This is a genomic window from Streptomyces sp. NPDC007907 (assembly GCF_042959365.1).
In the GTDB taxonomy this organism is placed as follows: Bacteria; Actinomycetota; Actinomycetes; order Streptomycetales; family Streptomycetaceae; genus Streptomyces; species Streptomyces indiaensis.
The window spans coordinates 13457-39465 of record NZ_JBIBKR010000004.1 but is presented as its reverse complement, the minus strand read 5'-3'; the positions used below and the strand labels follow the sequence as shown (position 1 = coordinate 39465).

At 71.1% G+C, this 26009-nt stretch carries 16 protein-coding genes; 9 read left to right on the top strand and 7 right to left on the bottom strand.

What is annotated here, in order from left to right:
• Positions 1-1385: 1385 nt before the first annotated feature.
• Both ACFZDI_RS16505 and galE read left to right on the top strand, forming a co-directional pair.
• Positions 1386-3068 (top strand): glycosyltransferase, encoded by a 1683-nt coding sequence (locus ACFZDI_RS16505; RefSeq protein WP_391251207.1) that lies wholly within the window; start codon positions 1386-1388, stop codon positions 3066-3068.
• 83 nt (positions 3069-3151) lie between these two features.
• Positions 3152-4132, top strand: coding sequence for a UDP-glucose 4-epimerase GalE (gene galE / locus ACFZDI_RS16500; protein ID WP_391251205.1), 981 nt, complete (start codon positions 3152-3154; stop codon positions 4130-4132).
• 149 nt (positions 4133-4281) lie between these two features.
• On the opposite strand, the gene ACFZDI_RS16495 is transcribed toward galE, so the two are convergent.
• A complete protein-coding gene (locus ACFZDI_RS16495) occupies positions 4282-4908 on the bottom strand; it encodes a TetR/AcrR family transcriptional regulator (protein WP_361110997.1) in 627 nt (208 codons plus the stop codon).
• A gap of 183 nt (positions 4909-5091) precedes the next feature.
• Here ACFZDI_RS16495 and ACFZDI_RS16490 point away from each other — a divergent pair, with 183 nt between their 5' ends.
• The 4 genes from ACFZDI_RS16490 (at position 5092) to ACFZDI_RS16475 (ending at position 10750) form a co-directional block, all read left to right on the top strand.
• Positions 5092-6006, top strand: a complete 915-nt coding sequence (locus tag ACFZDI_RS16490; protein WP_391251203.1) for an ABC transporter permease — start codon at positions 5092-5094, stop codon at positions 6004-6006.
• On the top strand, positions 5999-6829 hold the full coding sequence (locus ACFZDI_RS16485) for an ABC transporter ATP-binding protein (protein ID WP_234848143.1): 831 nt from the start codon (positions 5999-6001) through the stop codon (positions 6827-6829). The genes ACFZDI_RS16490 and ACFZDI_RS16485 overlap by 8 nt, the downstream gene beginning before the upstream one ends.
• 79 nt (positions 6830-6908) lie before the next feature.
• Positions 6909-9104, top strand: a complete 2196-nt coding sequence (locus ACFZDI_RS16480) for a CDP-glycerol glycerophosphotransferase family protein (RefSeq protein WP_391251201.1) — start codon at positions 6909-6911, stop codon at positions 9102-9104.
• Positions 9101-10750: a glycosyltransferase gene (locus tag ACFZDI_RS16475; RefSeq protein WP_391251199.1), complete on the top strand. Its 1650-nt coding sequence runs from the start codon at positions 9101-9103 to the stop codon at positions 10748-10750. Before ACFZDI_RS16480 ends, ACFZDI_RS16475 begins: the two co-directional genes overlap by 4 nt.
• Before the next feature lie 67 nt (positions 10751-10817).
• On the opposite strand, the gene ACFZDI_RS16470 is transcribed toward ACFZDI_RS16475, so the two are convergent.
• The 3 genes from ACFZDI_RS16470 to ACFZDI_RS16460 form a co-directional block, all read right to left on the bottom strand.
• Positions 10818-15770, bottom strand: a complete 4953-nt coding sequence (locus tag ACFZDI_RS16470) for an NAD-glutamate dehydrogenase domain-containing protein (RefSeq protein ID WP_391251197.1) — start codon at positions 15768-15770, stop codon at positions 10818-10820.
• A gap of 467 nt (positions 15771-16237) precedes the next feature.
• Positions 16238-16903, bottom strand: coding sequence for an HAD family hydrolase (locus tag ACFZDI_RS16465; RefSeq protein ID WP_361111009.1), 666 nt, complete (start codon positions 16901-16903; stop codon positions 16238-16240).
• Between the two features lie 268 nt (positions 16904-17171).
• Positions 17172-17675 (bottom strand): DUF6912 family protein, encoded by a 504-nt coding sequence (locus ACFZDI_RS16460; RefSeq protein WP_234848148.1) that lies wholly within the window; start codon positions 17673-17675, stop codon positions 17172-17174.
• Between the two features lie 751 nt (positions 17676-18426).
• Here ACFZDI_RS16460 and ACFZDI_RS16455 point away from each other — a divergent pair.
• Positions 18427-18981 (top strand): Rv3235 family protein, encoded by a 555-nt coding sequence (locus ACFZDI_RS16455; RefSeq protein WP_391251194.1) that lies wholly within the window; start codon positions 18427-18429, stop codon positions 18979-18981.
• A gap of 195 nt (positions 18982-19176) precedes the next feature.
• Here the strand turns inward: ACFZDI_RS16455 and secA are convergent, their stop codons facing one another.
• Positions 19177-22023 carry a preprotein translocase subunit SecA gene (secA, locus tag ACFZDI_RS16450; RefSeq protein WP_234850291.1) on the bottom strand — a complete coding sequence of 949 codons (2847 nt, stop codon included), beginning with the start codon at positions 22021-22023 and terminating at the stop codon, positions 19177-19179.
• A gap of 280 nt (positions 22024-22303) precedes the next feature.
• Between secA and ACFZDI_RS16445 the strand changes: the two genes are divergently transcribed.
• Both ACFZDI_RS16445 and ACFZDI_RS16440 read left to right on the top strand, forming a co-directional pair.
• A complete protein-coding gene (locus tag ACFZDI_RS16445; protein ID WP_391251191.1) occupies positions 22304-22870 on the top strand; it encodes a GNAT family N-acetyltransferase in 567 nt (188 codons plus the stop codon).
• 67 nt (positions 22871-22937) lie between these two features.
• A complete protein-coding gene (locus ACFZDI_RS16440; RefSeq protein WP_234850289.1) occupies positions 22938-24110 on the top strand; it encodes a winged helix-turn-helix domain-containing protein in 1173 nt (390 codons plus the stop codon).
• Between the two features lie 8 nt (positions 24111-24118).
• Here the strand turns inward: ACFZDI_RS16440 and ACFZDI_RS16435 are convergent, their stop codons facing one another.
• Together ACFZDI_RS16435 and hpf are read right to left on the bottom strand one after the other, a co-directional pair.
• The gene (locus tag ACFZDI_RS16435; RefSeq protein WP_391251188.1) at positions 24119-24865 is read right to left on the bottom strand and encodes a response regulator; all 747 of its coding nucleotides are present in this window, start codon (positions 24863-24865) and stop codon (positions 24119-24121) included.
• A 205-nt stretch (positions 24866-25070) separates the two neighbouring features.
• A complete protein-coding gene (hpf, locus tag ACFZDI_RS16430; protein ID WP_234850288.1) occupies positions 25071-25766 on the bottom strand; it encodes a ribosome hibernation-promoting factor, HPF/YfiA family in 696 nt (231 codons plus the stop codon).
• Between the last annotated feature and the right edge of the window lie 243 nt (positions 25767-26009).

The window sequence follows — 26009 nt, the reverse complement described above, 5'->3', positions numbered from 1 at the left end:
CCCGGAGCGGGGCACGGAACCCCGCAGCGCGATGTCCCGCGCCCGCTGGAACCCCTTCGGGTAGGCCAGCGCGGCGAGCCTGCCCACCGACGGCACGAACAGCACCGGGTCACCGGGGTGCATCTGACGGAGGGCGAGCGCGGAGACCACGGCGAGGTTGTCCGGGCGGTGGGCGGCCGACCGGTCCTGGCGGAGCACGGGCAGCTGGGCCAGGAAGGTGGCGGTGAGGGCGAGGACACCGGTGAGGCCCACCAGGGCGTGCACGTGCCGGGCCCGGACCCGCATGCGCCGTCCGTCGAACCGCACCCGCCCCAGTGCTCCGGCGACCCGTGCCACCCCCGCCGCGACCAGCAGGGACGCGCCCGCCAGCGCGTAGAGCACGTACCGGTCGTGGTAGAGCGGCCGGACCTGCGACACCGTCATCAGGATCCCCGGTGGCACGAGCAGCAGCGGCAGGGCGACCGCGGCCGTGCGCCGCTCCCGCAGCCCCACGGCCATCAGCAGCAGCGATCCCCAGAACACCGGCCCCGCCGGCCCGGGGGTGAGGTTCCGGGCGAGCCGCTCGACCCGGTCCCACCCCGGCGCCACCAGCCACGCCACCTGCCCGGCCTGCCCCTGCGACACCCACACCAGCGGCAGCAGAAGCAGCACCACCGCGCCCGCCGCCCGCACCCAGCCGGACCACACCCTCCTCGGCACCCGCAGCAGCGCCAGCGTCAGCGCGTGCGCGCCCAGCACCGGCACCGCCAGCTCGTGCAGTGCACAGGTCAGGGCGACGACCGTCCCGTACACCCACCAGACCCGGGCGCCCGCCCCGTCGACGGCCCTCAGGAGCAGCAGCGTCGCCCCCGCCACACCCGCTGCGACCAGCGCGTACGACCGTCCCTCCTGGGCGTAGTGGCCGGTCATCGGGGTGATCGCGTAGAGGACGCCGGCACACAGGCCGGCCCGGGGCCCGGCCAGCCGGACGCCCAGGGCCCCGACCAGGCCGGCCGTCGCCGTCGCCGCGCACACCGACGGCAGGCGCAGCACGACCTCGTCCGGACGGACGGCGAGGACGGCGTGCATGAACAGGTAGTACAGGCCGTGCACCGCGTCCACGTCGTGCAGCAGCCGCCAGATCTGCGGCACCGTGCGCTGCGCGACCTGGAAGGTGACGCTCTCGTCCCCCCACATCCCGCCGCGGTCCAGACCCCACAGCCCGACGGCGAGCATCACCGCCATGGGAACCGCCACGGGCACCACCCCCGGGGCGAACCGGCCGCCGCTCCCCCTCGACTGTCCGCTCTTCACGGCCTCGATTCTGTGCTGGACCAGATACTTCGCCCGGTTTTGGTGGTGTGTTATCACTTTCATGTCATTCGCCCGGCTTACGATCCGCTGTGATGAATGCCGAGAGCGAGACCGAGAGCGGGACCGGAAGCGAGACTGAGAGGGCCGTCCGGGAGCCGGGTTCCAGGGTGGCCGTCGTGGTGATCGGCTACGACGACGCCGCGCATGTGACGGACGCCGTGCGCTCGGCACTCGCGCAGGGTCCGGCCGTGCGCGAGGTGGTGGCCGTCGACGACTGCTCGAAGGACGGCAGCGCCGCCCTGCTCGAACGGCTCGCCGCCTCGGAGCCCCGCCTGAAGGTGATCCGCCGCCGGGTCAACAGCGGCGGCTGCGGCACCCCGCGCAATACCGGGCTCAATGCCGTGACCTCGCCGTACGTGATGTTCCTGGACAGCGACGACATCCTGCCGCCCGGCGCGGCCGAGGCGCTGCTGCGAGCGGCCGAGGGCGCGAACGCCGAGGTCGCGGGCGGTCTGTGCGTACGCCGGGAGCTGCCCTCGGGGCGCGAAGTGGCCTGGCAGGAGCGCCTCTACGCGCTGCACGCCGTGGTCCCGCACCCCGCGCAGCGACCGCGCCTGGTCCACGACACCCTCTGCGTCAACAAGCTCTACCGCACCGACTTCCTGCGCGCGCACGGCATCCGCTTCCCCGAGGGCCGCTTCCCGTACGAGGACGTCGTGTTCACCGCGCGCGTGCTGGCGGCGGGCCCGCGCATCGCCCTGGTCCCGGACCGGGTCTACCTCTGGCACGTGCGCCGGTCCGCCGGGCGGCTGTCGATCTCCCTGGACCGGGCCGGCGTCGAGAACTGGCGGGCCCGCACGGAGGCGTGCCGACAGGCGTACGAGGTGCTGCTGGGCGCCGGGCAGAAGGAACTCGCGCGGGCCGTGCGCGCCAAGTTCCTCGACCACGACCTGCGGATGTACGTGCGCGAACTGGGGCTGCGCAACGCCGCCTACCAACGCACGTGGTGGGAGCTCACGCGGGCGCACCTCGCGGAGTACGACGCCGACGACTGGGCCCGCAACCCCTCTGCCCCCGGCCGGCTGGTCGGGCAGGTCGTCCTGGCCTCCCCGGAGCCGTGCGACCTGCCCCGGCTGCGGGAGCTCGCGGCCCGCCCGGCCCGGCTGTGCCCGCCGTACGCCCGCACCGCCGACGGCACGCCCGTCTGGTCGGACGGCCTGCCGCAGGTCTCCCTGGAGTCCCTGCGGACCAGGCCCGTGCGCGCACTGCCCCTCGCCGTCGACGCGGAGCTGCGTCCGGGCGTGCGGGGCACCCGGCTGCGGCTGCGCCTGCACGAGCTGTACGGGCGGGTGGCGCAGGCGGGGCCGGAGGCGGTGGACGTGGAGTGGCGGCACCGGGACGACCGGGACGTGGCGGTGCGCGGTGCGACCGCGGCGCTCGTGCCGTGCGCCACGGGCTCCGACACTCCCGGGGACGCCTGCACCTGGTCGGCGGAGACGGCCGTCGACCTCCCCGCCCTGGCCGCGTCCGGCACGGGCACCTGGGACCTGAGCCTGCGCCTCCGCTTCCAGGACGGCGCGAGCCGCGACGTCACGGCGCACGCCCTTCGGGGCGCCGGACTGCTGCGCCGCAGCGCCGTCCCGAGCGCCCGGCAGGGCGTGGTTCTCGTCCAGCCGTACACCACCCACTCCGGCGCGCTGGCGCTGCGGGTCGCCCCTGGCGTGCGCGGTGTGCTGTCGGTGGTACGCGCACGACTGCGCCGCCTGCTTCACTGAAGGCACGACGACAGTGACGACGACCGCGACGGTTCAGCGCGCAGACCACCACCACGGGCCAACTGACGAGGGGACGGCCGCACATGACCTGGTTGATCACCGGCGGCGCCGGCTACATCGGTGCGCACGTCGTACGGGCGATGACCGCGGCGGGCGAGCGCGCGGTGGTCTACGACGACCTCTCGACCGGCGTCGCCGAGCGCGTGCCCGACGGGGTGCCGCTGGTGGTGGGCTCGACCCTGGACGCCGAGCGGCTGGCCCGCACCCTCGCGGACCACGCGGTCACCGGCGTCGTCCACCTCGCGGCGAAGAAGCAGGTGGGCGAGTCCGTCGAGCGGCCGCTGCACTACTACCGGGAGAACGTCGAGGGCCTGCGGGTCCTGCTGGACGCCGTGACGGCGACACAGGTGCCGGCGTTCGTCTTCTCCTCCTCGGCGGCGGTGTACGGCATGCCGGACGTGGACCTGGTCAGCGAGGAGACGCCGTGCGCGCCTTTGTCGCCGTACGGCGAGACCAAGCTGGCCGGTGAGTGGCTGGTGCGGGCGACCGGCCGGGCGACGGGGCTGGCGACGGCGTCCCTGCGCTACTTCAACGTGGCGGGCGCGGCGGACCCGGAGCTCGCGGACACCGGCGTCTTCAACCTCGTGCCGATGGTGTTCGAGAAGCTCACGGAGGACGCGCCGCCGCGCGTGTTCGGTGACGACTACCCGACCCCGGACGGCACCTGCGTGCGCGACTACATCCACGTGGTGGACCTGGCCGAGGCGCACGTCGCGGCGGCCCGGGTGCTGCGCTCCTCCCCCGGCCGCGACCTGACGCTCAACATCGGCCGCGGTGAGGGCGTCTCCGTCCGGGAGATGATCGACCGCATCAACGCGGTCACCGGCCACGACCGGCCTCCGGCGGTCGTCCCCCGCCGCCCCGGCGACCCGGCCCGCGTCGTCGCCTCCGCCGACCGCGCGGCCGCGGAGCTGGGCTGGAAGGCCCGCCTGGACGTACAGGACATGATCACGTCCGCATGGGAGGGCTGGGTACGCCTGCACCCGGAGGCGGTCCGGACCTGACCGGCCCGAGCCGCGCGCGAGCCCCGGACAGCCCTCAAGAGGGTCCGTACGAGCCCCGGACAAGCTCGCCACAGGCTCGGACGAGCCCCGCCGCACAAGCCGGGGCGCACTCACGCGGGGCGCACCCCTGGGCCACCGCCTCGCCTTCCCTACAACGCCTTCAGCCCCTCCGACGTGGCCCGGGCCAGTGCGCCCAGGTAGCCCTTGGGCAGTTTCGGGTTGCGGATCACCACCGAGCGCCAGTACAGCGGGCCCGAGATCAGGTCGAGGGCCAGGTCGTGGTCGATGCCCTCGCGGAGCTCGCCCCGGCGTACCGCCGCCGTGACGATGCCGGTGGCGACCCCGTCCTGGCCCTCCCGCAGGGCCTTCTGCATGGCCTCGGCGATCTCCGGGTTGCGGGCGGCCTCCGCCTGGAGGTCGGGGATGATCTGCGAGGCGACCGGGTGGCGCAGGGCGCGGGACGTCACCTCGTAGAGAAGCCGCAGGTCGCCCTCCAGGGAGCCGGTGTCCGGCGCGGGCAGGCCCTGCACGGCGAGTGCCGAGACGATGTCGAGCACCAGGTGCAGCTTCGAGCGCCACCGGCGGTACACCGCCGTCTTCCCGACGCCCGCCCGGCGCGCGATCCCCTCGATGGACATCCGCGCGTAGCCGACGGCCGCGAGCTCCTCGAAGACGGCCGCCCGGATCGCTTCGGTCACGTCTTCCCGCAGTACGGCGGCCCCCGCGGGGGCCCGGCGGCGCGGCGGCTGCTGGGGCTCGTCGGGCTTCGTCGTCATGCCGACAGCATAGGGCGTCACGACGAAACGGTTGCGTTCCGACGTACGCCCGTCGTACGCTCCCGTTGCGACGATACGGTCCCGTCCCGACGTAAGAGTTCGTGAAGAGCCCGGTAAGAGCCCTCTCCTCCGGACCTCATGGGCCCCAGGCCACACGCCCACCCCCGAGCGAAAGCAGCGGATGTGAGTACGGTCCTCCACGCACCGCCCCAGCCCCCGACCCCGGCCGACCACGACCTCGCGGCCCTCGCCGCCCGCCACGGCCTCTCGGTCAGCGGCGCGCGGCCCTCCCTGCCCGAGTACGTCCGCCAGCTGTGGGCCCGCCGCCACTTCATCACCGCGTTCGCCACCGCCAAGCTCACCGCCCAGTACAGCCAGGCCAAGCTCGGCCAGGTCTGGCAGGTGATGACGCCACTGCTGAACGCGGCGGTCTACTACTTCATCTTCGGCGTGCTGCTGGGCACCAAGCACGGCGTCCCGGACTACGTCCCGTTCCTGGTGACGGGCGTGTTCATCTGGACGTTCACGCAGAGCTCGATCATGGCGGGCACCCGCGCGATCTCCGGCAACCTCGGCCTGGTGCGGGCCCTGCACTTCCCGCGCGCCGCGCTGCCGATCTCCTTCTGCCTCCAGCAGCTCCAGCAGCTGCTGTTCTCGATGGGCGCGCTGGTCGTCATCCTGCTCTGCTTCGGCGTGCCGGTCTCCGCCTCCTGGCTGCTGGCGCTCCCGGCCCTGGTGTTGCAGTTCACCTTCAACGCCGGCGTGTCGATGATCATGGCCAGGTGGGGCGCCAAGACCCCGGACATCGCCCAGCTGATGCCGTTCGTCCTGCGCACCTGGATGTACGTCTCGGGCGTCATGTGGAGCCTCGACCAGCTGGCCCGGAACAACCACCTGCCGCATCTGGCCAAGGTGGCGCTGGCGGCCAACCCGGCCGCGATCTACATCGACCTGATGCGCTTCGCCCTGATCGACAGCTTCCACGCGAGCCAGCTGCCCGCGCACGTCTGGGCGATCGCGGCCGGCTGGGCGCTGCTCGCCGGTGTCGGCGGCTTCATCTACTTCTGGAAGGCTGAGGAGACCTACGGCCGTGGCTGAGCACCCGAACGAGAAGATCCCCACCGTCGTCGCCGACGGTGTCGACATCGTCTACCGCGTCAACGGCACCGGCGCCGGACGCGGCTCCGCGACCGCCGCCCTCAACCGCATCGTGCGCCGCAAGCAGACCGAGAAGGCGTCGGGCGTGCGCCGGGTGCACGCGGTGAAGAACGTGTCCTTCGTCGCCTACCGGGGCGAGGCGATCGGCCTGATCGGCACCAACGGCTCCGGCAAGTCGACCCTGCTGAAGGCCGTCGCCGGACTCCTCCCCGTGGAGAACGGCCGCATCTACACCGACGGCCAGCCCTCCCTGCTCGGCGTCAACGCCGCCCTGATGAACGACCTCACCGGCGAGCGCAACGTGCACCTCGGCGGCCTGGCCATGGGCATGTCCCGCGAGCAGGTCAAGGACCGCTACCAGGAGATCGTCGACTTCTCGGGCATCAACGACAAGGGCGACTTCATCACGCTGCCGATGCGCACGTACTCCTCCGGCATGGCCGCCCGGCTGCGGTTCTCCATCGCCGCCGCCAAGGACCACGACGTGCTGCTGATCGACGAGGCGCTGGCCACCGGCGACCGCTCCTTTCAGAAGCGGTCCGAGGAGCGCATCCGCGAGCTGCGCAAGCACGCGGGCACGGTGTTCCTGGTCAGCCACAACAACAAGTCGATCCGCGACACCTGCGACCGGGTGCTGTGGCTGGAGCGCGGGGAGCTGCGCATGGACGGGCCGACGGATGACGTCCTCAAGGAGTACGAGGCGTTCACCGGGGAGAAGGCCCCGAAGCCCAAGCCCAAGCCGAAGGCCGCCGTTCCCTCGTGAGGCCCACCCGATCGGCCCTTTCGTCCCATTGATGGCAGCATGACCGCATACGGTGCAGCTGCGAGAGGGGGTCCCAGGGATGGCCGAGCTGAGTGTGATCGTCCACGGGCCGAACGTCCAGGACCATCTGACGGAACTCCTCGACTCCCTCGTCGCCCACCCCCTCGCGGACGCCGAGGTGATCGTGGCCGCGGTGGGCGACTGGGCGCGGGAGACGGCCGAGCGGCACACCCCGGACGTCCAGGTCGTGCCGCTGCCGGACGGCACCGCCGACGCGGCGGCCAGGGCGGCGGGCGCGGCCCGGGCCTCCGGCCGCTGGCTGCACTTCGTCCACGCCAAGGACGGCCTGCCCGCCGGCACCCCGCGCACGGTCGCCGAGCGGGTGGCCGAGCTCCCCGACGAGGTCGACGTCCTCGTGCTCGACCACGTCCGCAGCACCTGGCACACCTCCGGCATGCCCTCCCCGGACGGCCCGCTCCTGGCCCGGGCGGGCCGCGCCGACGTCCTGCTCGACGACTGCGCGCCCCTGCTGCGGCTCACCCCGCTGCTCGGCACCCGGGTCCTGCGCGCCGACTTCTGGCGGGCGCACGAGTCACGGATCAGCACCGACGACGAGCCGTACGCCGCCCTGGCCGTCCTGCTGCTCGCCGGCCGCGTCGCCTGCCTGCCGCACGTCGCCTACGAGGACCGGCGGCTGCGCCCCGCGAGCCTGCCCCCGGTGACACCCGAGCAGCGGTACGCCCTCGTCGAGCGCTACGAGTCGCTCCTCGACCTCACCCGTGACCGGCGCGCCGCGCACACCGTGCTCTACGACCTCATGGTCCGCGACTGCCTGCGCACCTTCGCGCGCGGCGGCATGCCTCAGGAGGTCGCGCGGGAGTTCTTCCGCCGGGCGTCCCTGGCCGCCGTGCGCCGCCGCCCCGAGGACCACCGCCGCCCGGCGGGACTCGAAGGCGTCCGCCGCTCCCTGCTGGAGGAGGGCGCCTACGCGAAGTACCGGGCCTTCCAGGCCGTCAACCGCACCCGCCGCGGCGCCCGGTCGGTCGTACGGGCCCGGAAGCGCCAGGCCGGGGCCAAGCTCCGCGACCACCAGTACCGCAGAGCGCTCGGCCGTCCCGTCAACCCGCACCTGGCGGTGTTCGCGGCGTACTGGAACCGCGGCGTCGCCTGCAACCCCGCCGCCATCGCCGCCAAGCTCGCCGAACTCGCCCCCCAGATCCACGCGGTGTGGGTGGTCACCGAGGAGAACGCGGCCCTCCTGCCGCCCGGCACCGACCACGTGGTGCCCGGCAGCCGCCGCTACTGGGAGGTGCTGGCGACCGCCAAGTACCTGGTCAACAACGTCAACTTCCCCAACGCCGTGGTCAAACGCCCCGACGCGATCCACGTCCAGACCCACCACGGCACGCCCCTGAAGCGCATGGGCCTCGACCAGATGGCGTTCCCGGCCGCCGCGCAGGGCCTGGACTTCCGGGCGTTGCTGGAACGCATCGACAAGTGGGACTACAGCGTCTCCGCCAACAGCCACACCACCCGTATGTGGGAGCGCGCCTACCCGTCGCGTTACGTCTCCCTGGACCACGGCTATCCGCGCAACGACGTCTTCTACACGGCCGGCGCCGACGTCATCCGCGCGGTCCGCGACCGCCTCGGCATCGCCCCGGGGCGCCGTGCCGTCCTGTACGCGCCCACCCACCGCGACTACGAGGCCGGCTGGACCCCGCGCCTGGACCTGGCCGCCCTCGCCGACCGCCTGGGCGACGACACGGTCCTGCTGGTGCGCGGCCACTACTTCTACGGTGGCGCCGCCTCCCCGCTGACCAACCTGCGCCGCACGGGCCGGATCATCGACGTCTCCTCCTACGACCCGGTCGAGGAACTGTGCCTGGCGGCGGACGCCCTGGTCACGGACTACTCCTCGATCATGTTCGACTACGCCAACCTCGACCGGCCGATCGTGATCCACGCCGACGACTGGGAGACGTACCGCACCACCCGCGGCGTCTACTTCGACCTCATGGCGGAGGCCCCGGGTCCGGTCGCCCGCACCCAGCAGGAACTGACGGAGATCCTCACCACCGAGGCCTGGCGCGACGAGAGCGCGGCCAAGACCCGCGCCGTCTTCCGGCGCCGGTTCTGCGAGTACGACGACGGACGCGCCGCCGAACGCGTCGTCCGCCGGGTCTTCCTCGGCCAGGAGGAACGTGACCTGCCGCCCGTGCTGCCGATCGAGGAGCGCACCCCGGCCCCGACCCCGCAGGAGGTGACCGCATGAGCACCCCCGACGTCACCGTGACGGTCATCGTCTACAACGACGCCGAACGCCTCACCCGCGCCGTCGAGTCGGTCCGCCGACAGACGCACGCCAACCTCGAGATCATCATCAGCGACGACCACTCCACGGACGAGACACCGGCCGTGGCCCAGCGGCTGGCGGCCCGGGACCCCCGGGTCCGGCACCTCCGCCTGGAGCGCAACAGCGGCGGCTGCAGCGCCCCGCGCAACCACGCCCTTCAAATCGCGCGGGCGCCGTTCCTGATGTTCCTCGACAGCGACGACGAACTCCCCGCCCGTGCCGTGGAACTGCTGCTCGCCGCGCACCGCGCACGCGAGATCGACTTCGCGATGGGCGCGGTGCAGCGGATCCGGGTGGACAACGGCCGCCGTTCGACGTGGATGCCGCACCTGGTCGCCGAGCACCGCACCCTCGACGGCATCGAGGCCGACCCGCGGCTGTTCTTCGAGCACCTGGCCACCAGCAAGATGTACGCCCGCGCCTTCCTCGACCGGCACCAGCTGCGCTTCCCCGAGGGCATCCACTACGAGGACCAGCTGTTCTCGGCACAGGCGTACTGCCTGGCCAAGAGCTTCACGATCGTCCCGGAACCGGTCTACCGCTGGTACGTGGCGCCCTTCGCGACCTCCGAGGCGGCCTCCATATCGAACCAGCGGCACAAGCTCGCCAACGTCCGGGACCGGATCCACGTCCAGCACCTCATCGACGCGTTCCTCGCCGAGAGCGGGCACGAGTCGCTGCGCGAGGACAAGGACCACAAGTTCCTCAAGCACGACTTCCGGATGTACGCCGGTGACCTGCCCTACCGGGACGACGCCTGGCTGACGTCCTTCGCGGACCTCGTCACCCCCTACCTCGACACACTCACGCCGGGCGCGTTCGCCCGCCTCCCGCGCATCGAACGCGTCGTCATCCAGCTGATCCGGGACCGCCGGCTGGCGGAGGCCCGCCTGGCCGCCCGGGGTCTGGGCCACACGGTGGGCCCGCGGCGCGTGACCTCCGACGCGACGGGCCGCACCTACTGGGGTGACCGGGTCCCCGAGTCGGAGTGGTCCCGCCGCGAACTGGACGTCTCCGACCTGGAGTTGGAGACGCGCCCCTTCCCGGGTGCGCAGTTCCGGCACGAGATCCAGGAGATCACCCGCGGGCCGGGCGCCTCGATCGACCTCACGATCCGCACCTACGACCCGGCGCTGCGCCTCCCCGTCGGCCCTCAGCGCGCGACGCTGCTCATCTCGCCGGGAGGCCGCCGCCTCCACGTCCACTTCCGGCTCTCCCCCGTCCGCCCCGGCCTCTTCGAGGGCCACGCCCACCTGGACCTCGCAGCGGCCGAACTCCCCCTCCACGGATTCGCGGGAATCCGCCACCCGCTGCTCCGTCTCCACCACCAGGGCCTGTCCCACACGGGCCTGCTGCTGGCCCCCCTGACCTTCCCGACCCTGACGACCCGCATCCCGTCCCACCACCTGACGGTGGAACCGGAAGGCCACGGCCCGGGCCGCCTCCAGGTCCGCTGGGAGCCGACGGGAGTGACGGCCCGCCTGATCCGCCCGACGGTACACAGAGTGGCCCGACCGAAGGTGAAACGGGCGGCGAGGCTGGTGGCAAGCGCACTGAAACAGTGAGGCGCCGCGGGAACGGTGAGGCGCCCCCGGCCGGAACCGGCCCGGGGCGCCTGTCACGCCGTACGCGCTACGAATGCGTGCGCAGCAGCGTCCTCATCGTGCGCATCGCCACCGACAGGTTGGCGAGGTCGAACGCGTCGGACCCCTGGATCTCCTCCAGGGTGGTGCGGGCGCGGCCGAGGATCGCCGCGTTCTTCTGCTCCCACGCCTTGTAGCGCTGCTCGGGCGTCGAGGTGCCGTTGCCGACCGCCAGGACGTCGGCGGTCAGCGCCGCGTGCGCCGCGTACAGGTCCTCGCGGATCGCCGCGCGGGCCATGGACTGCCAGCGGTCGGCGCGGGGCAGCTCGATGATGCGGTCCATGAGCTGGGTGATGCGCAGCCGGTCGGCGAGGTCGTAGTAGACCTCGGCGACGTCCACCGGCTCCCGGCCCATGCGGTCGGCGATCGAGACGATGTCGAGCGTCGGGAAGGCCGAGGAGAAGCCCGCCACCCGGGTGGCGAGGTCCTCCGGGACGTCCGCGCCGGTCAGCTCGTCGTAGATCTTCTGGTACCACTCCAGGTCGGCGCCGCGCAGCAGCTTCGGCAGCTGCCCCCAGACCTGTTCGACCCGGTCGGCGAAGAAGTCGACCGTCCCGGCGAGCTCCAGCGGCTGCGGCCGGTTGTTGAGCAGCCAGCGCGTGCCGCGCTCCACCAGGCGGCGCGCATGCAGCCGGATGCGGGTCTGGACCTCGGCCTCGACCTTGTTGTCGAGCGCCTCGACGCCGTCCCACACCGGGGACTGGCGGAAGATCGCCCGGGCCGCGGTCTGCGCCCGCACGATCTCCTCCAGCGACGCGCCCGTCTCCTCGCGCAGCCGGTGCAGATACGTCGTACCGCCGGTGTTCACCGTGTCGTTGACCAGCACGGTCGTGGTGATCTCACGGCGCAGCGGGTGGCAGACGAGGTGCTCGGGGTACTGCTCGCGCAGCTCCTTCGGGAAGTAGGCGTGCAGCAGGGTGCTCAGGTACGGGTCGTCCGGCAGCGACGTGTGCAGCAGCTCCTCGGCGACCGTGATCTTCGTGTACGCCAGCAGGACGGCCGTCTCCGGACCGGTCAGGCCCTGGCCCTGGGCGAGCCGCTCGCGGATCTGCCGGTCAGTGGGCAGGAACTCCAGCGCCCGGTCGAGGTGTCCCTCCCTGACCAGGTGCTTCATGAAGCGCTGCTGGGCGTGGAGCATGGCGCTGGACTGGGCGAGGGCGTTGGCGATCGCCGTGTTCTGCGCGTAGTTGTTGCGCAGCACCAGGCGGCCGACCTCGTCGGTCATCTCGGCGAGCAGCTTGTTGCGCTGCTTGACGGTCATGTCGCCGTCCCTGACCAGGCCGTTGAGCAGGATCTTGATGTTCACCTCGTGGTCGGAGGTGTCCACGCCCGCGCTGTTGTCGATGGCGTCGGTGTTGATCCGGCCGCCCTGCAGTGCGAACTCGATCCGGCCGAGCTGGGTCAGCCCGAGGTTGCCGCCCTCGCCGACGACCGCGACGCGCAGGTCCTTGCCGTCGACCCGGATGGGGTCGTTGGCCTTGTCGCCGACGTCCGCGTTGGACTCGGCGGAGGACTTGACGTACGTGCCGATGCCGCCGTTCCACAGCAGGTCCACCGGCGCGTGGAGGATCGCCTTCATCAGGTCGGCCGGGGTCAGCTTGGTGACCTTGGCCTCGATACCGAGGGCCTCACGGATGTGCGCGTTGACGGGGATCGCCTTGGCCGTGCGCGGGAAGATGCCGCCGCCGGCCGACAGCAGCTCGGTGTTGTAGTCCTCCCAGCTGGAGCGGGGCAGCTCGAACAGGCGGCGGCGCTCGGCGTAGGAGGTGGCGGCGTCCGGGTTCGGGTCGATGAAGATGTGCCGGTGGTCGAAGGCCGCGACCAGGCGGATGTGCTCGGAGAGCAGCATGCCGTTGCCGAACACGTCACCGGACATGTCGCCGATGCCGACGACCGTGAAGTCCTCGGTCTGGGTGTCCACGCCCATGTCGCGGAAGTGCCGCTTGACGGACTCCCAGGCGCCTCGGGCGGTGATGCCCATGCCCTTGTGGTCGTAGCCGGCGGAGCCGCCGGAGGCGAAGGCGTCACCGAGCCAGAAGTTGTACTTCTCGGCGACCCCGTTGGCGATGTCGGAGAAGGTCGCGGTGCCCTTGTCGGCGGCGACGACCAGGTAGGTGTCGTCCTCGTCGTGCCGGACGACGTCCGCCGGGGGCACGACCTCGCCCGCGACCATGTTGTCGGTGATGTCCAGCAGCGCGGAGATGAACGTCTTGTAGCTGGCGATGCCCTCGGCCATCCACGCGTCCCGGTCCACGGACGGGTCCGGCAGCTGCTTGGCGACGAAGCCGCCCTTGGCGCCGACCGGCACGATGACGGTGTTCTTCACCATCTGCGCCTTGACCAGGCCGAGGATCTCCGTGCGGAAGTCCTCACGCCGGTCGGACCAGCGCAGACCACCGCGCGCGACCTTGCCGAAACGCAGGTGCACGCCCTCGACGCGCGGCGAGTACACCCAGATCTCGAACGCCGGGCGGGGCGCCGGCAGGTCGGGGATGGCCTGCGGGTCGAACTTCATGGAGACGTAGTCGTGCGGCTTGCCGGCCGCGGCCTCCTGGAAGAAGTTGGTCCGCAGCGTCGCCTTGATGACCGTCAGGAAGGACCGGAGGATCCGGTCCTCGTCGAGCGAGGCCACCTGGTCGAGGGCCGCGTCGACCTCCTCCAGCAGCGCGTCCACGATCTCGTGGCCCGCGCGCTGCCGGTCCGGCGACATCCGCGCCTCGAACAGCGAGACCAGCAGGCGCGTGGTGTGGACGTTGTTGCGGAGGGTGTCCTCCATGTAGTCCTGGCTGAACGTCGACGCCGCCTGGCGCAGGTACTTCGCGTACGCCCGCAGCACCATCGCCTGGCGCCAGGTCAGCCCGGCGCTCAGCACCAGCGCGTTGAAGCCGTCGTTCTCGGCCTTGCCGGTCCAGGTGGCGGCGAAGGCGTCCTGGAAGCGCTCGCGGGCGTCGTCGCCGAAGTAGTCCGCGCCGCCGTTGGCGCGGGGCATGCGCAGACCGAAGTCGTAGATCCAGGCCACACTGCGGTCCGAGCAGCGCAGCTCGTACGGCCGCTCGTCGACGACCTCGACGCCGAGCCGGTTGAGGACCGGCAGCACGGCCGACAGGGAGATGGCGTCGCCCGTGCGGTAGATCTTGAAGCGGCGCTCCTCGGGGGCGGCGCCCACCGGCTCGTACAGGCTGAGCGCGAAGTCCTTGTCCGCCTCGGCGTTCAGCTGCTCGAGGTGGACGAGGTCGGCGACCGCGGCACGCGGGTTGTGGTCGGCCTTGTAGCCCTCGGGGAAGGCGTGCGCGTACCGGCGCATCGCCTCGGCCGCATGCTCCTCGCCGAGCTCGGCGTTGAGGGCCTCGGCGAAGGCGTCCTCCCAGGAGCGGGCGGCCTCCACCAGCCGGGCCTCGATGCGCTCCTTGTCGGAGTCGGACAGCTCCGACAACTCGGTGCCCTGCGGGACCCGGACCACGAAGTGCAGCCGGGACAGGATCGACTCGGTGTTCCAGGCGGTGAAGTCGACGCTGATGCCGCCGAGCTCCTCCTTGAGGATCTCGATGATCCGCAGGCGGACGGCCGTGGTGTAGCGGTCGCGCGGGAGGTAGACGAGGGCGCTGTAGTAGCGACCGTACTCGTCCTGACGCAGGTAGAGCCGCAGACGGCGGCGCTCCTGGAGGTACAGCACGGAGGTGACGATGGCGCGCAGCTCGTCGGCCGGGGTCTGGAACAGCTCGTCGCGCGGGTACGTCTCCAGGATCTGCAGCAGGTCACGCCCGTCGTGGCTGTTGGGCGAGAACCCGGCCTGCTGCAGGACCTCCTCGACCTTGCGCCGGATGACCGGGACGCGGCGCACGGACTCGGTGTAGGCGGCGGAGGAGAACAGGCCGAGGAACCGCCGCTCGCCGATGACGTTGCCCTCGGCGTCGAACTTCTTGACGCCGATGTAGTCCAGGTACGACGGGCGGTGCACGGTCGCCCGGCTGTTCGCCTTGGTCAGCACGAGCAGCTTGTGCTCGCGCGCCTTGGCCCGGGCGTCGGCGGGCAGCCGCTCGAACGACGGGCTGACCGGGTGGCTCTCCTCGGCGGCGTGGTGCGGGTCCGCGCGCAGTATGCCGAGCCCGGTGCCGGGGACGGCGGCCAGGGAGTCGTCCTCGCGCAGCTGGTACTCGCGGTAGCCGAGGAAGGTGAAGTGGTCGTCGGCCAGCCAGCGCAGCAGCTCGCGGGCCTCCTCAACCTGGGGTCCGGGCAGGTCGTCGGGGATGGGCTCGTCCGGCAGCCCCTCCGCCAGCCGGGTCGCCGCGTCCCGCATCTTGCCCCAGTCCTCGACGGCCTCGCGGGCGTCGGACAGCACACGCAGCAGGTCGGCGGTGATCTGCTTCAGATCGGCCCGGTCGGTCTCGCGGTCGATCTCGACGTGGATCCAGGACTCGACGTGCGCGTCGTGCGGAAGGTCTCCGGTCACCGGGGTCGACAGCACCTCGATGAGCTTGCCGGTGACATCGCGCCGTACGACGAACTGAGGGTGGATGACGACGTGGATCCCGCGTCCCTGCCGGGTCAGCTCGTTGGTGACGGAGTCGACGAGGAAGGGCATGTCGTCGGTGACGACCTCGACCACGGAGTGGCTGCAGGTCCACCCGTTCTCTTCCACCGTGGGGGTGTGCACCCGGACGTTGGCGGTGCCCTGGGGGCGGTTCTCGGCCAGCCGGTAGTGCGATACGGCGGCTCCGAAGACGTCGACCGGGTCGCGGTCGGTCAGGTCCTCCGGGGCCGTGTGCAGGTAGTAGCGCTGGAGGAACGTGAGGAGGGTCTCGCGGTCCGGTGCCTTCTGGGCGTCCGGGGTCTCCTCGCCCGTCGACCCGGTCGGTAGGTGCCCCCCGACCGGGCTGTTCTCAGCTACCCGGGCAGCCCTCTCGAGCAACTCGGCCTTGGCTTCGTCCAGCTTGGTCTGCATTGTCCTCTGGCTCCTGTCGCGCGCCGTTGCGTGACGTAGAAGGAAGTACGGCCTCTGCGCTCACGGCCTCACGTCCTGACACGGGGTATCCGGTCTGTTCCGACGCTATGCCGCGAGGCGAGATGAGCGGGGGTGTCTGAGCCATTCTTGAGCTGGGCCACCGGTGTGACGCTGCTCTCCGCGACGCCTGAATCCTGGTGGTGCTCGGCGTCCCGGGAGTCCTCGATGTCACGTCCCGCCCGCGAGGACCAGCGACTGCCGCCCGGTCACGGATGTCGTCCGTGCTCTCCGGGCGCAGGGCAGGGACGACCTCGTCCCCGCGAACTATCGCGCTGATCACGCCACCAAGGCTATCGCTCCTTACAGGGGCTCCGTCATGAGCCGTATGTGTACAAAACCAGCCCTGGAAGTTTGACGTTCTGCACAGTGCCGCTCAGCGTTTCGGCCAGGTGGCGATCAGGGGACGGTCAGGCGGCGAGCCGCTCCGCCTCCGCGACCGCTTCCTCCAGCGTGTCCACGACCGGCACACCGACGGCTTCCAGACTCACCCTGCTGTGCGACCCGCCGGTGTACAGCACGGCCCGCGCCCCGACGTGCAGCGCGGCCACCGCGTCGTCCGCGGCGTCCCCGATCACCACCGTCCGCTCCGGCGCCACCCCGCTCAGCGACGCCAGGTGCCGCACCATGTGCTCGGCCTTGCTGCCCCCGGACGGTCCGGTCCGCCCGTCCACCCGTATGAAGTGCGGCTCGATGCCGAACCCGCGCACCAGCGGGACCAGCTCCTCGTGCACGTACATGCTCAGGATCGACTGGCTGCGGCCCGCCGAGCGCCAGCCGGCCAGGAGCTCCGCGGCCCCCGCCGTCAGCCCGCACGACGTCCGGTGCTCGGCGTAGTACCGGTGGAAGACGTCGTCCATGGCCTCCCACTCGGTCTCGGTCGGCAGCCGCCCCATGAGCCGCTCGTAGAACTTCGGCACCGGGACGCAGTACAGCTCCCGGTACTTCTGCAGCGTCAGCGGCTCCAGGCCCAGCTCGGCGAAAGCCGCGTTCGTCGCTCCGATGATCGCGTCGATGTCGTGGAACAGCGTCCCGTTCCAGTCCCAGACGATGTGCGCGCCCGTCTTCATCCCCATGCCAGAAAACGTACCCGCCGCCACTGACAATCAAGAGAACGGCGCCTCAACGCGCCCCCGCGACGGGTTGTCCCCGCGCCGCCCGGCGCCGGAGTCGGCCCCCGTGGCACCCCGGCGGAGGATTCAGTTCCCGTGGCACCCCGACGGAGGATTCAGTCCCCGTGGCACCCCGACGGAGGATTCAGTCCCCGTGGCACCCCGACGGAGGATTCAGTTCCCGTGGCACCCCGGCGGAGGATTCAGTCCCCGCGACGGCCCGGCGGCGGATTCAGTCTCCGCGGCCCACCAGGTTCGCGATCTCCTGCGTGGCGAACCACAGCAGCTCGTGGTCCTCCGCCCCGTCCACGACGGACTGCGCGTCGTCGTCCCCGCCGTCCGAGGCCGGCAGCGCCTCGGCCGCGGCCGTCACGTCGGCCTCCGCGTCCGAGGCGTCGACGTGCACGGACGCGGCCTTGGCCAACGGCACCGGACCTGCGAGCCGTACCTCACCCGGCTCCGCCGGGTCGTGGTCCGCGCCCGCGGCCCGGTCGGGTACGTCGACGGCGATCACGATCCGGCGCCGCGGGGCCTCGGGCTCGGCCGCCAGCAGACGCAGAGAGGCGAGCGCGGCCCGGCCGAGCGCGGCGTACTCCAGTTCCTCGATGTCGTCGGAGGCGTACCACTCGCGCAGCCCGGGCGTCACGGCGTAGGCGACGAGCGGCCCGGTGCCCAGCTCACCCGTCTTGTACGCCTCGGCGAGACCGGGGAGGGTCAGGGGCACGTAGACACGCATGGCTGGCCGCTTTCGTGGTGGTGGACGGAGGGCTCGGCACGGCTCCGGAGGGTGTTCGGCAACGGCTCCGGAGGGTCTTCAGGATACGTGCGGGGCGTCCCCTTTCGAGTCCCGCCCCGTGCGCCCGGACCCGTCCACCCCGGTCCCGGAATTCACCCGCCGTACCCGCGCACCCACGGGCCTCACCCTGTATGACACCACCCGGATAGGTGAACATCCCGGCCCCCGCGACCCGAACCACGCTTCCTTGCCGCCGCCCCCGTCGACCCCGTACAAGATCACCGACCGAAGTTACTCCCCGGTATCCACCGGACCCACGAAACGGGGCCCCATGCACAAGGTCATGACCAGAACCCGCCCGAAGACGGCCTCCCGCACATCCGGCGCCACAGCACCACCCGCGTCTGTGAGCGTCGCCCCCGGCGCTCTCGGCGGCACGACCGGCGCACCACCCGCCCTCCCCGGCACGGCCGGTTCCCGACCGCCCATGACTGCGGCACCTGGTGCAACTGGAGCACCTGAAGCGTTTGGTAGGCCAGCACTTGGTGCACCTGACGCCTCTCACGCACCTGGCGGCGCGCACCCTGGCTCCCCCGGCACTCCCGGCGTCCATGCCGCCGCCGGCTCCCCGGGCGTCCCCGGCAGCGTCGTGAGCAGCGCCTCCCGCACCTCCCGCACCTCTGTCCGGAGCGGTGACACAGCACCCCGTCGAGTCGCCGCCGCGCCCCCGCGTTCTCCCGGCGGCGGTCGCGTGCGGCCTCCGGCTGCGGGCGGGCGGCCGCCGGGCTCCGTTCGAGCCAGGGCGTCCCGTACCCGCCCGGCGGACACGCGCCCACCCACCCCCTCCACGGCCCGCACAGCGCCTCGCAGGACCACGGACTCGACCCCCGCCCCGGCCCGTACCGACACCGCCGCACCCACCCCCCGCGTCCCGGCCCAGGGCTCCCGCCCCGCCGTGATCCCCCAGCCCCTGCCCACCGACGTCTTCGCCGATCTCCTGGTGGCCGTCCTGAGCGGGCACCGCCCCGTCCACTCGATGCTCCGCCACACCCGGGGCCGCGCCTACGACGAGCTGGCCTGGCTGGCCGAACGCGGGCCCCTGCGCACCCGCGGCACCCGCCCCGTCGTCCGCGACATCGGCTGGTGCGAACCCCGGCCGGGCGCCATCGAGGCGTTCGCCCGCATCGGCGCCGGCGACCGGCTGCGCGCCATGGCGTTCCGCCTGGAACTCGGCCAGGACCTCCGCTGGCGCTGCACGGCGGTGGAACTCGGCGGCCCCCGCCCGCCCCGCCAGGAGTCCGACTGAGACCGGGCGAGACCACGCCGGTCCGGGGTCCGGCTGAGGCCGCTCGAGACAACGCCCCTTCGAGGCCCGACCGAGGCCGGTCGACACGGCGCCCGTGCGGGGGCCGAGCGAGAACTGTCCAGGCCCCGCCCATGACATGACGAAGGGCCGGACACCCCCAGGTGCCCGGCCCCTTCAGCCGCTACGCGGCAACCGTCACTTCTTGCGGCGACCCCGGCCCCGCGCCTGCTTGCGCCGCTCCGCACGCGTCAGGCCGTCGGCCTCGGACCGCACCGGCTCGCCGTCCTCGGTGAAGTCACCCTCGATGGTGCCGCCCTCACCGTCGACCGTCGGCGCGGAGAAGTGGAGGTTGCGCCGCTGCGGGACGTCGAGCCCCTTCGCGCGGATCTCCGGACGGGGACCCGCCTGCGCCGGCACCGCGTCGTGCTTCTCCAGGTCCGCCACCGGCTTGGTGTCCTCGACCGGGACCTCCTCGACCTGCTGCTCCACCTGGACCTCCAGGTTGAACAGGTAGCCGACGGACTCCTCCTTGATGCCCTCCATCATCGCGGTGAACATGTCGAAGCCCTCACGCTGGTACTCGACCAGCGGGTCCTTCTGCGCCATGGCGCGCAGGCCGATGCCCTCCTGGAGGTAGTCCATCTCGTAGAGGTGCTCGCGCCACTTGCGGTCCAGGACCGACAGCACGACCCGGCGCTCCAGCTCACGCATGATCTCGGAGCCGAGCTGCGCCTCACGCGCCTGGTACTGCTCGCGGATGTCGTCCTTGATGGAGTCACCGATGAACTCGGCGGTCAGACCGGCCCGGTCGCCGGCCGCCTCCTCCAGCTCCTCGATCGTGACGCTGCACGGGTAGAGCTGCTTGAAGGCGCCCCACAGCCGGTCGAGGTCCCAGTCCTCGGGGAAGCCCTCGGCGGTCTCGGCCTGGACGTACGCGTCGATGGTGTCGTCCATGAAGTGCTGCACCTGCTCGTGCAGGTCCTCGCCCTCCAGGACGCGACGGCGCTCGCCGTAGATGACCTCACGCTGGCGGTTGAGGACCTCGTCGTACTTGAGGACGTTCTTGCGCGTCTCGAAGTTCTGCTGCTCGACCTGCGACTGCGCGGAGGCGATCGCGCGGGTGACCATCTTGTTCTCGATCGGCACGTCGTCCGGGACGTTCGCCATGGACATCACGCGCTCGACCATCTGGGCCTTGAACAGCCGCATCAGGTCGTCACCGAGGGAGAGGTAGAAGCGGGACTCGCCCGGGTCGCCCTGACGGCCGGAACGACCGCGCAGCTGGTTGTCGATGCGCCGCGACTCGTGCCGCTCGGTGCCGAGCACGTAGAGCCCGCCGAGCTTCTCGACCTCGTCCTTCTCGTTCTTGACGGCCTTCTCCGCGCGCTGGAGCGCCTCGGGCAGGGCGTGCGCCCACTCCTCGATGTGCTCCTCGGGGTCCAGGCCGCGCTGGCGCAGCTCCGCCTCGGCGAGGTCCTCGGGGTTGCCGCCGAGCTTGATGTCCGTACCACGGCCGGCCATGTTGGTGGCCACCGTGACGGCGCCCTTGCGGCCTGCCTGGGCGACGATCGTCGCCTCCCGGTCGTGCTGCTTGGCGTTGAGCACCTCGTGCTGGATGCCGCGCTTGCTGAGCTGCTGCGAGAGGTACTCGGACTTCTCGACGGAGGTCGTACCGACGAGGATCGGCTGGCCCTTGCGGTGCTTCTCCTCGATGTCGTCGACGACCGCCTCGAACTTGGCGACCTCGGTCCGGTAGATCAGGTCCGACTGGTCCTTGCGGACCATCGGCCGGTTGGTCGGGATCGGCACCACGCCGAGCTTGTAGATCTGGTGGAACTCGGCGGCCTCGGTCATGGCCGTACCGGTCATGCCGGACAGACCCGGCTGTTCCTTGCCGTTGTGGTCGTGGCGCTTGTAGAGGCGGAAGAAGTTCTGCAGCGTGATCGTGGCGAGCGTCTGGTTCTCGTCCTTGATCGGCACCGCTTCCTTGGCCTCGATGGCCTGGTGCATGCCCTCGTTGTAACGGCGGCCGGCGAGGATACGTCCGGTGTGCTCGTCGACGATCATGACCTCGTCGTCGATGATGACGTAGTCCTTGTCCTTCTTGAAGAGCTCCTTCGCCTTGATGGCGTTGTTCAGGTAGCCCACCAGAGGGGTGTTGACCGACTCGTAGAGGTTGTCGATGCCCAGCCAGTCCTCGACCTTGGCGACGCCGGACTCGTGGATGGCGACCGTGCGCTTCTTCTCGTCGACGTCGTAGTCGCCGGTCTCCTCGATGCCCTTGAGCGGCTGGCCGGCCTCGCCGCGCTTGAGGCGCTTCACCAGCTTGGCGAAGTCCCCGTACCACTTGGTGGCCTGGTCGGCCGGGCCGGAGATGATCAGCGGCGTACGGGCCTCGTCGATGAGGATGGAGTCGACCTCGTCGACGATGGCGAAGTTGTGGCCGCGCTGGACGAGCTCGTCCTGGGACCACGCCATGTTGTCGCGCAGGTAGTCGAAGCCGAACTCGTTGTTCGTGCCGTAGGTGATGTCGCAGGCGTACTGCTCGCGGCGCTGAGCCGGCGTCATGTTGGCGAGGATGCAGCCGACCTCGAGGCCCAGGAACCGGTGGACGCGGCCCATCATCTCGGAGTCGCGCTCGGCCAGGTAGTCGTTGACCGTGATGATGTGGACGCCCTTGCCGGACAGCGCGTTCAGGTACGCCGGCAGCGTGCCGACGAGGGTCTTGCCCTCACCGGTCTTCATCTCGGCCACGTACCCCATGTGCAGGGCCGCGCCACCCATCATCTGCACGTCGTAGTGACGCTGGCCGAGGACGCGCTTGGCGGCCTCGCGAACGGTGGCGAACGCCTCGGGCAGCAGGTCGTCCAGGGTCTCGCCGTCGGCGTAGCGCTGCTTGTACTCATCGGTGAGGGCGCGCAGCTCGGCGTCGGAGAGGTCGACGAAGTCCTCTTCGATGGAGTTGACCTGGTCCGCGATGCGGTGCAGCTTGCGCAGGATCTTGCCTTCGCCTGCACGCATGATCTTCGAGAGGACGGACACGGGGGTTGGTCTCCTTGCCGGTCGGGCCTGGGACGGTCGGTTACCACTTGACTTACTGAGCAACGGCCATCGTATGCGAGGACCCCGCCGCGCCGGGAGGGCCTGCCGCGACGGCGACCGTCCGCTGCTTCAAATCTGATTCACGTCTGCTTCAAAGGGGACAACGTGCGGCGCCCCCGGATAGTGCCGCACCCCCGTAGCGAATTGCACAAAGCGTGATCACTCCTTCACCGAACGCAAAGGGATGGCACCGTGGCCCGCCGCCGAGCAGAATCGGCCGATGGACCCCGTCACCCTCACCACGGACCGCCTGGTGCTGCGCACGGTGGGCGCGCAGGACACCGACGCGGTGTACGACGCCTGCCAGGACCCCGAGATCCAGCGCTGGACCACGATCCCCTCCCCCTACCTGCGTGAGCACGCCAGGAGCTTCACGGAACAATTCGTCCCGGACGGCTGGGCGGACGGCTCCATGTTCACCTTCGGCGTCTTCCTGCACTCCGGAGAACTCGCGGGCATGCTCAGCGTCACGATGCGCGCCCTGGGCATGGGGGAGATCGGCTTCTGGGCCGCGAAGCAGCACCGCGCCAACGGCTACGTCACCGAGGCCGCCCTCACGGCCTGCCGGTGGGCCTTCACACACGCCGCGGTCGACCGCGTCGAGTGGCGGGCGACCGTGGGCAACCGCGCGTCCCGCGCGGTGGCGGAACGAGCGGGCTTCACGATCGAGGGCACGCTGCGCTCCGCGACCAACAACAAGGGAGTCCGCCAGGACACCTGGGTGGGTTCCCTGCTCCCCTCGGACCTGGGCCTGCCGTCGACGGCCCCGTACCTGCCGGCCCGCTGACCGGCCCGGCCGCCGGCAGACCCGCAGGTCACACCGCACTGTCAGTCCCTCGCCCTACGCTGCGACCATGACCACCCCGCGCCCCATCGCAGAACTCTCCGCAGACGAGGCCCGCAGGATCGCGCTCCGCGCCCAGGGTTTCCTCGGCGCTCCCGACCGGCGCTCCGGCGTCCGCGGCATCCTCCGCCACCTGGGCGCGATACAGCTCGACACGATCAGCGTCCTGGCCCGCTCCCATGAACTCGTGCCGTACGCCCGCCTGGGCGCGGTGGGCCGCAAGACGGTGGAGGAGGCCTACTGGCGGGACACGCACGCCTTCGAGTACTGGTCCCACGCGGCGTGCATCCTGCCCATCGAGGAGTGGCCCCACTTCGCCTTCCGCCGCCGCGCCTACCGCAACCGCCCGCACTGGAGCCACGACCTGCCCGACGGCGCCTACGACCAGGTCGTCAAGCAGCTCCGCTCCGAGGGCCCCCTCACCGCCACGGAGTTGGGCGGCGCGAAGAAGACGAACGACTGGTGGGACTGGTCCGGCTCCAAGGTCGCCGTCGAACGCGCCCTCATGTACGGCGAGGTGGTCTGCGTGGAGCGCCGCGGCTGGAAGCGCGTCTACGACCTCGCCGAGCGCGCCGTCCCGCCGGAGCTGCTGCACGACGAGCTGGACGACACCGAGTGCCTGCGCCGCCTGGTGGGCCTGGCGGGTAGCTCCCTCGGGGTCGGTACGCGCGCGGACATCGCCGACTACCACCGCCTCAAGGGTGAGCAGGTCGACGCGGTGATCGCCGACTCGGGCCTGGTCCCGGTGCAGGTCGAGGGCTGGGGCAAGCCGGCCTGGGCCGACCCTGCGGCCCTGCAGACGCCGCCGCGCGGCCGCCACCGCACCACACTTTTGTCGCCCTTCGACTCCCTGATCTGGGAGCGGTCGCGCACGGAGCGGATCTTCGGCTTCACCCACCGCCTGGAGGCCTACGTCCCCAAGCAGAAGCGTGTGTACGGGTACTTCGCGATGCCGGTGCTGGCCGGCGGGCGTCTCGTCGGCCGGGTGGACCCGGCTCGTGAGGGCCGCACGCTGGTGGCCAAGCAGGTCACGCTCGACGGCCCGAAGGCGGTCCCGGCCGTCGCCCAGGCCCTGGCCGAGGCGGCGACCTGGGTGGACTGCACGGACGTCCGCGTCGAACGGGTCGACTCGCCGGACCTGCGCGAACCCCTCGCCCGGGAACTCATCCGCGTCCTCGGCTGAGACCCCGACTAGCGGATCTCCAGGATCTTCTCCCGCATCGCGTACACCACCGCTTCCATCCTGGAGTGCAGTTGCAGTTTCTCCAGGATGTTGCGGACGTGGTTCTTCACGGTGTTCTCGGAGATGAACAACTCCTTGGCGATGTCCCGGTTGTTCATTCCTGTGGCGACGAGTTTGAGGACTTCCAGTTCACGGTCGGTCAGGCGCGGCGCGGGCACCAACCGCCGTTCGTCCGTGCGCTGGATCATCGACTTGAACTCCGTGAGGAGTTTCGACGCCATGGACGGACTGATCTGGGACTGTCCGTCGGCCACCGCGCGGATGGCGGTGGCGACCTCGTCCGTGGAGATCTCCTTGAGGAGATAGCCGGTCGCGCCCGCCTTGATGGCGTCGTAGAGATCGGCTTCCTCGTCACTGATCGTCAGCATGATGATCTTGGCGCTGGGTGCCACCTCCTTGATGGAGGTGCATGCCTCGATCCCGCCCCGCTTGGGCATCCGCACGTCCATCAGGACGATGTCGGGCAGCAGGTCGGCGGCCTTCTCGACGGCCTCGGCGCCGTCGCCCGCCTCCCCGACCACCTGGATGTCCTCCTCGGCGGCGAGCACGATCTCCAGGCCACGGCGGAACAAGGCGTGGTCGTCCACCACGAGGACTCTGATCGGTTCCTTGCGTGGAGTCCCCGAGTCCGGGCCCATGCCGACGACGCCGTCGTCGGCATCCTCGTCATGCATCGGTCCGAAGCTGTCCGCCATCGTTCCTCCCCCTGAAGGCTGTGGCCTGAGGTCCTGAGCCATCGCCAACCCAGAGCAACGACCCACCGGTTGGGCCGTGGCCACCATGATTTCATGCCCGGACGGCGCCGGGGTGCCGGAGCGGGGCGCGAAGTGGTCGCACGGGGGTGCCCCTGGGGGCGCACACGCGCTCCAGGGGCACCTGTTCCGCTGTCACCCGGCACGGTCAGCCGCCGAGCGCACCGCCCGCGTCCGGGGAGTGCGTCTGTGTGACCATCGTGTCCGTGCTGAGGTGGATCACGCCGTAGTCGTAGGCGTGTCGTCGGTAGACGACACTCGGTTCCTTGGTCTCGGAGTCGACGAACAGATAGAAGTCGTGCCCGACCAGCTCCATCTCGTAGAGAGCCTGGTCGAGGGTCATGGGGGATGCCACGTGGGTCTTCTCGCGGACGACGATGGGACCGTCACCCTGCACTTCCAGCGAGCCGATCTTCTTCGTTGGTACCGCCTCGGGCTCGTCCTCGGAGGACGGCACCAGGCCGTTGCCGTTGAGCGTCGCCACACCCGGAACGTGGTCGGCGACCTCGGCGGCCGGGATCCGGCGCGCGCCACGGCGCGAGTACCGCTTGTCATGCTGCCTGCGCAGCCGGGCTTCCAACTTTTCCGCCGCCAGGTCGAGCGCCGCGTACGGATCGCTCGCCGCTGCCTCCGCCCGGATCACCGGGCCGCGGGAGCGGAGCGTGATCTCCACTCGGTCACAGCGGTCGGCCTGCCGGGGGTTGGGCTCCTTGGACACCTCGACGTCGAGGCTGATCACCTTGCCATCGAGCTTCTGGATCTTCTCCAGCTTCAGCTTCTCGGCCACGTGCTTCCGGAACCGCTCGGGCACCTCGGTCTTGCGGCCCTTGACGACGATGTCCACGCAGAACTCCGTTCCCGGATCGCTCCGCCTCGATGCGGAGCGCCTCCCTTTTGCACCAGGCTCCGGTGAGTCCCGGAACCTCGGACTCGCGGTGACTTCCACCTCCTCCCCCGAGAGCGAGATCTCCACTCCACCGTTGCGAGTGAAGAAAAAGCCCGCAGTACGGCATTCGGATTGAAGAGGTGTGGCCTGCGGCTTTCCCTCTCAACCGAACATATCTCGCCCGGCCGGATGTCGTCACCC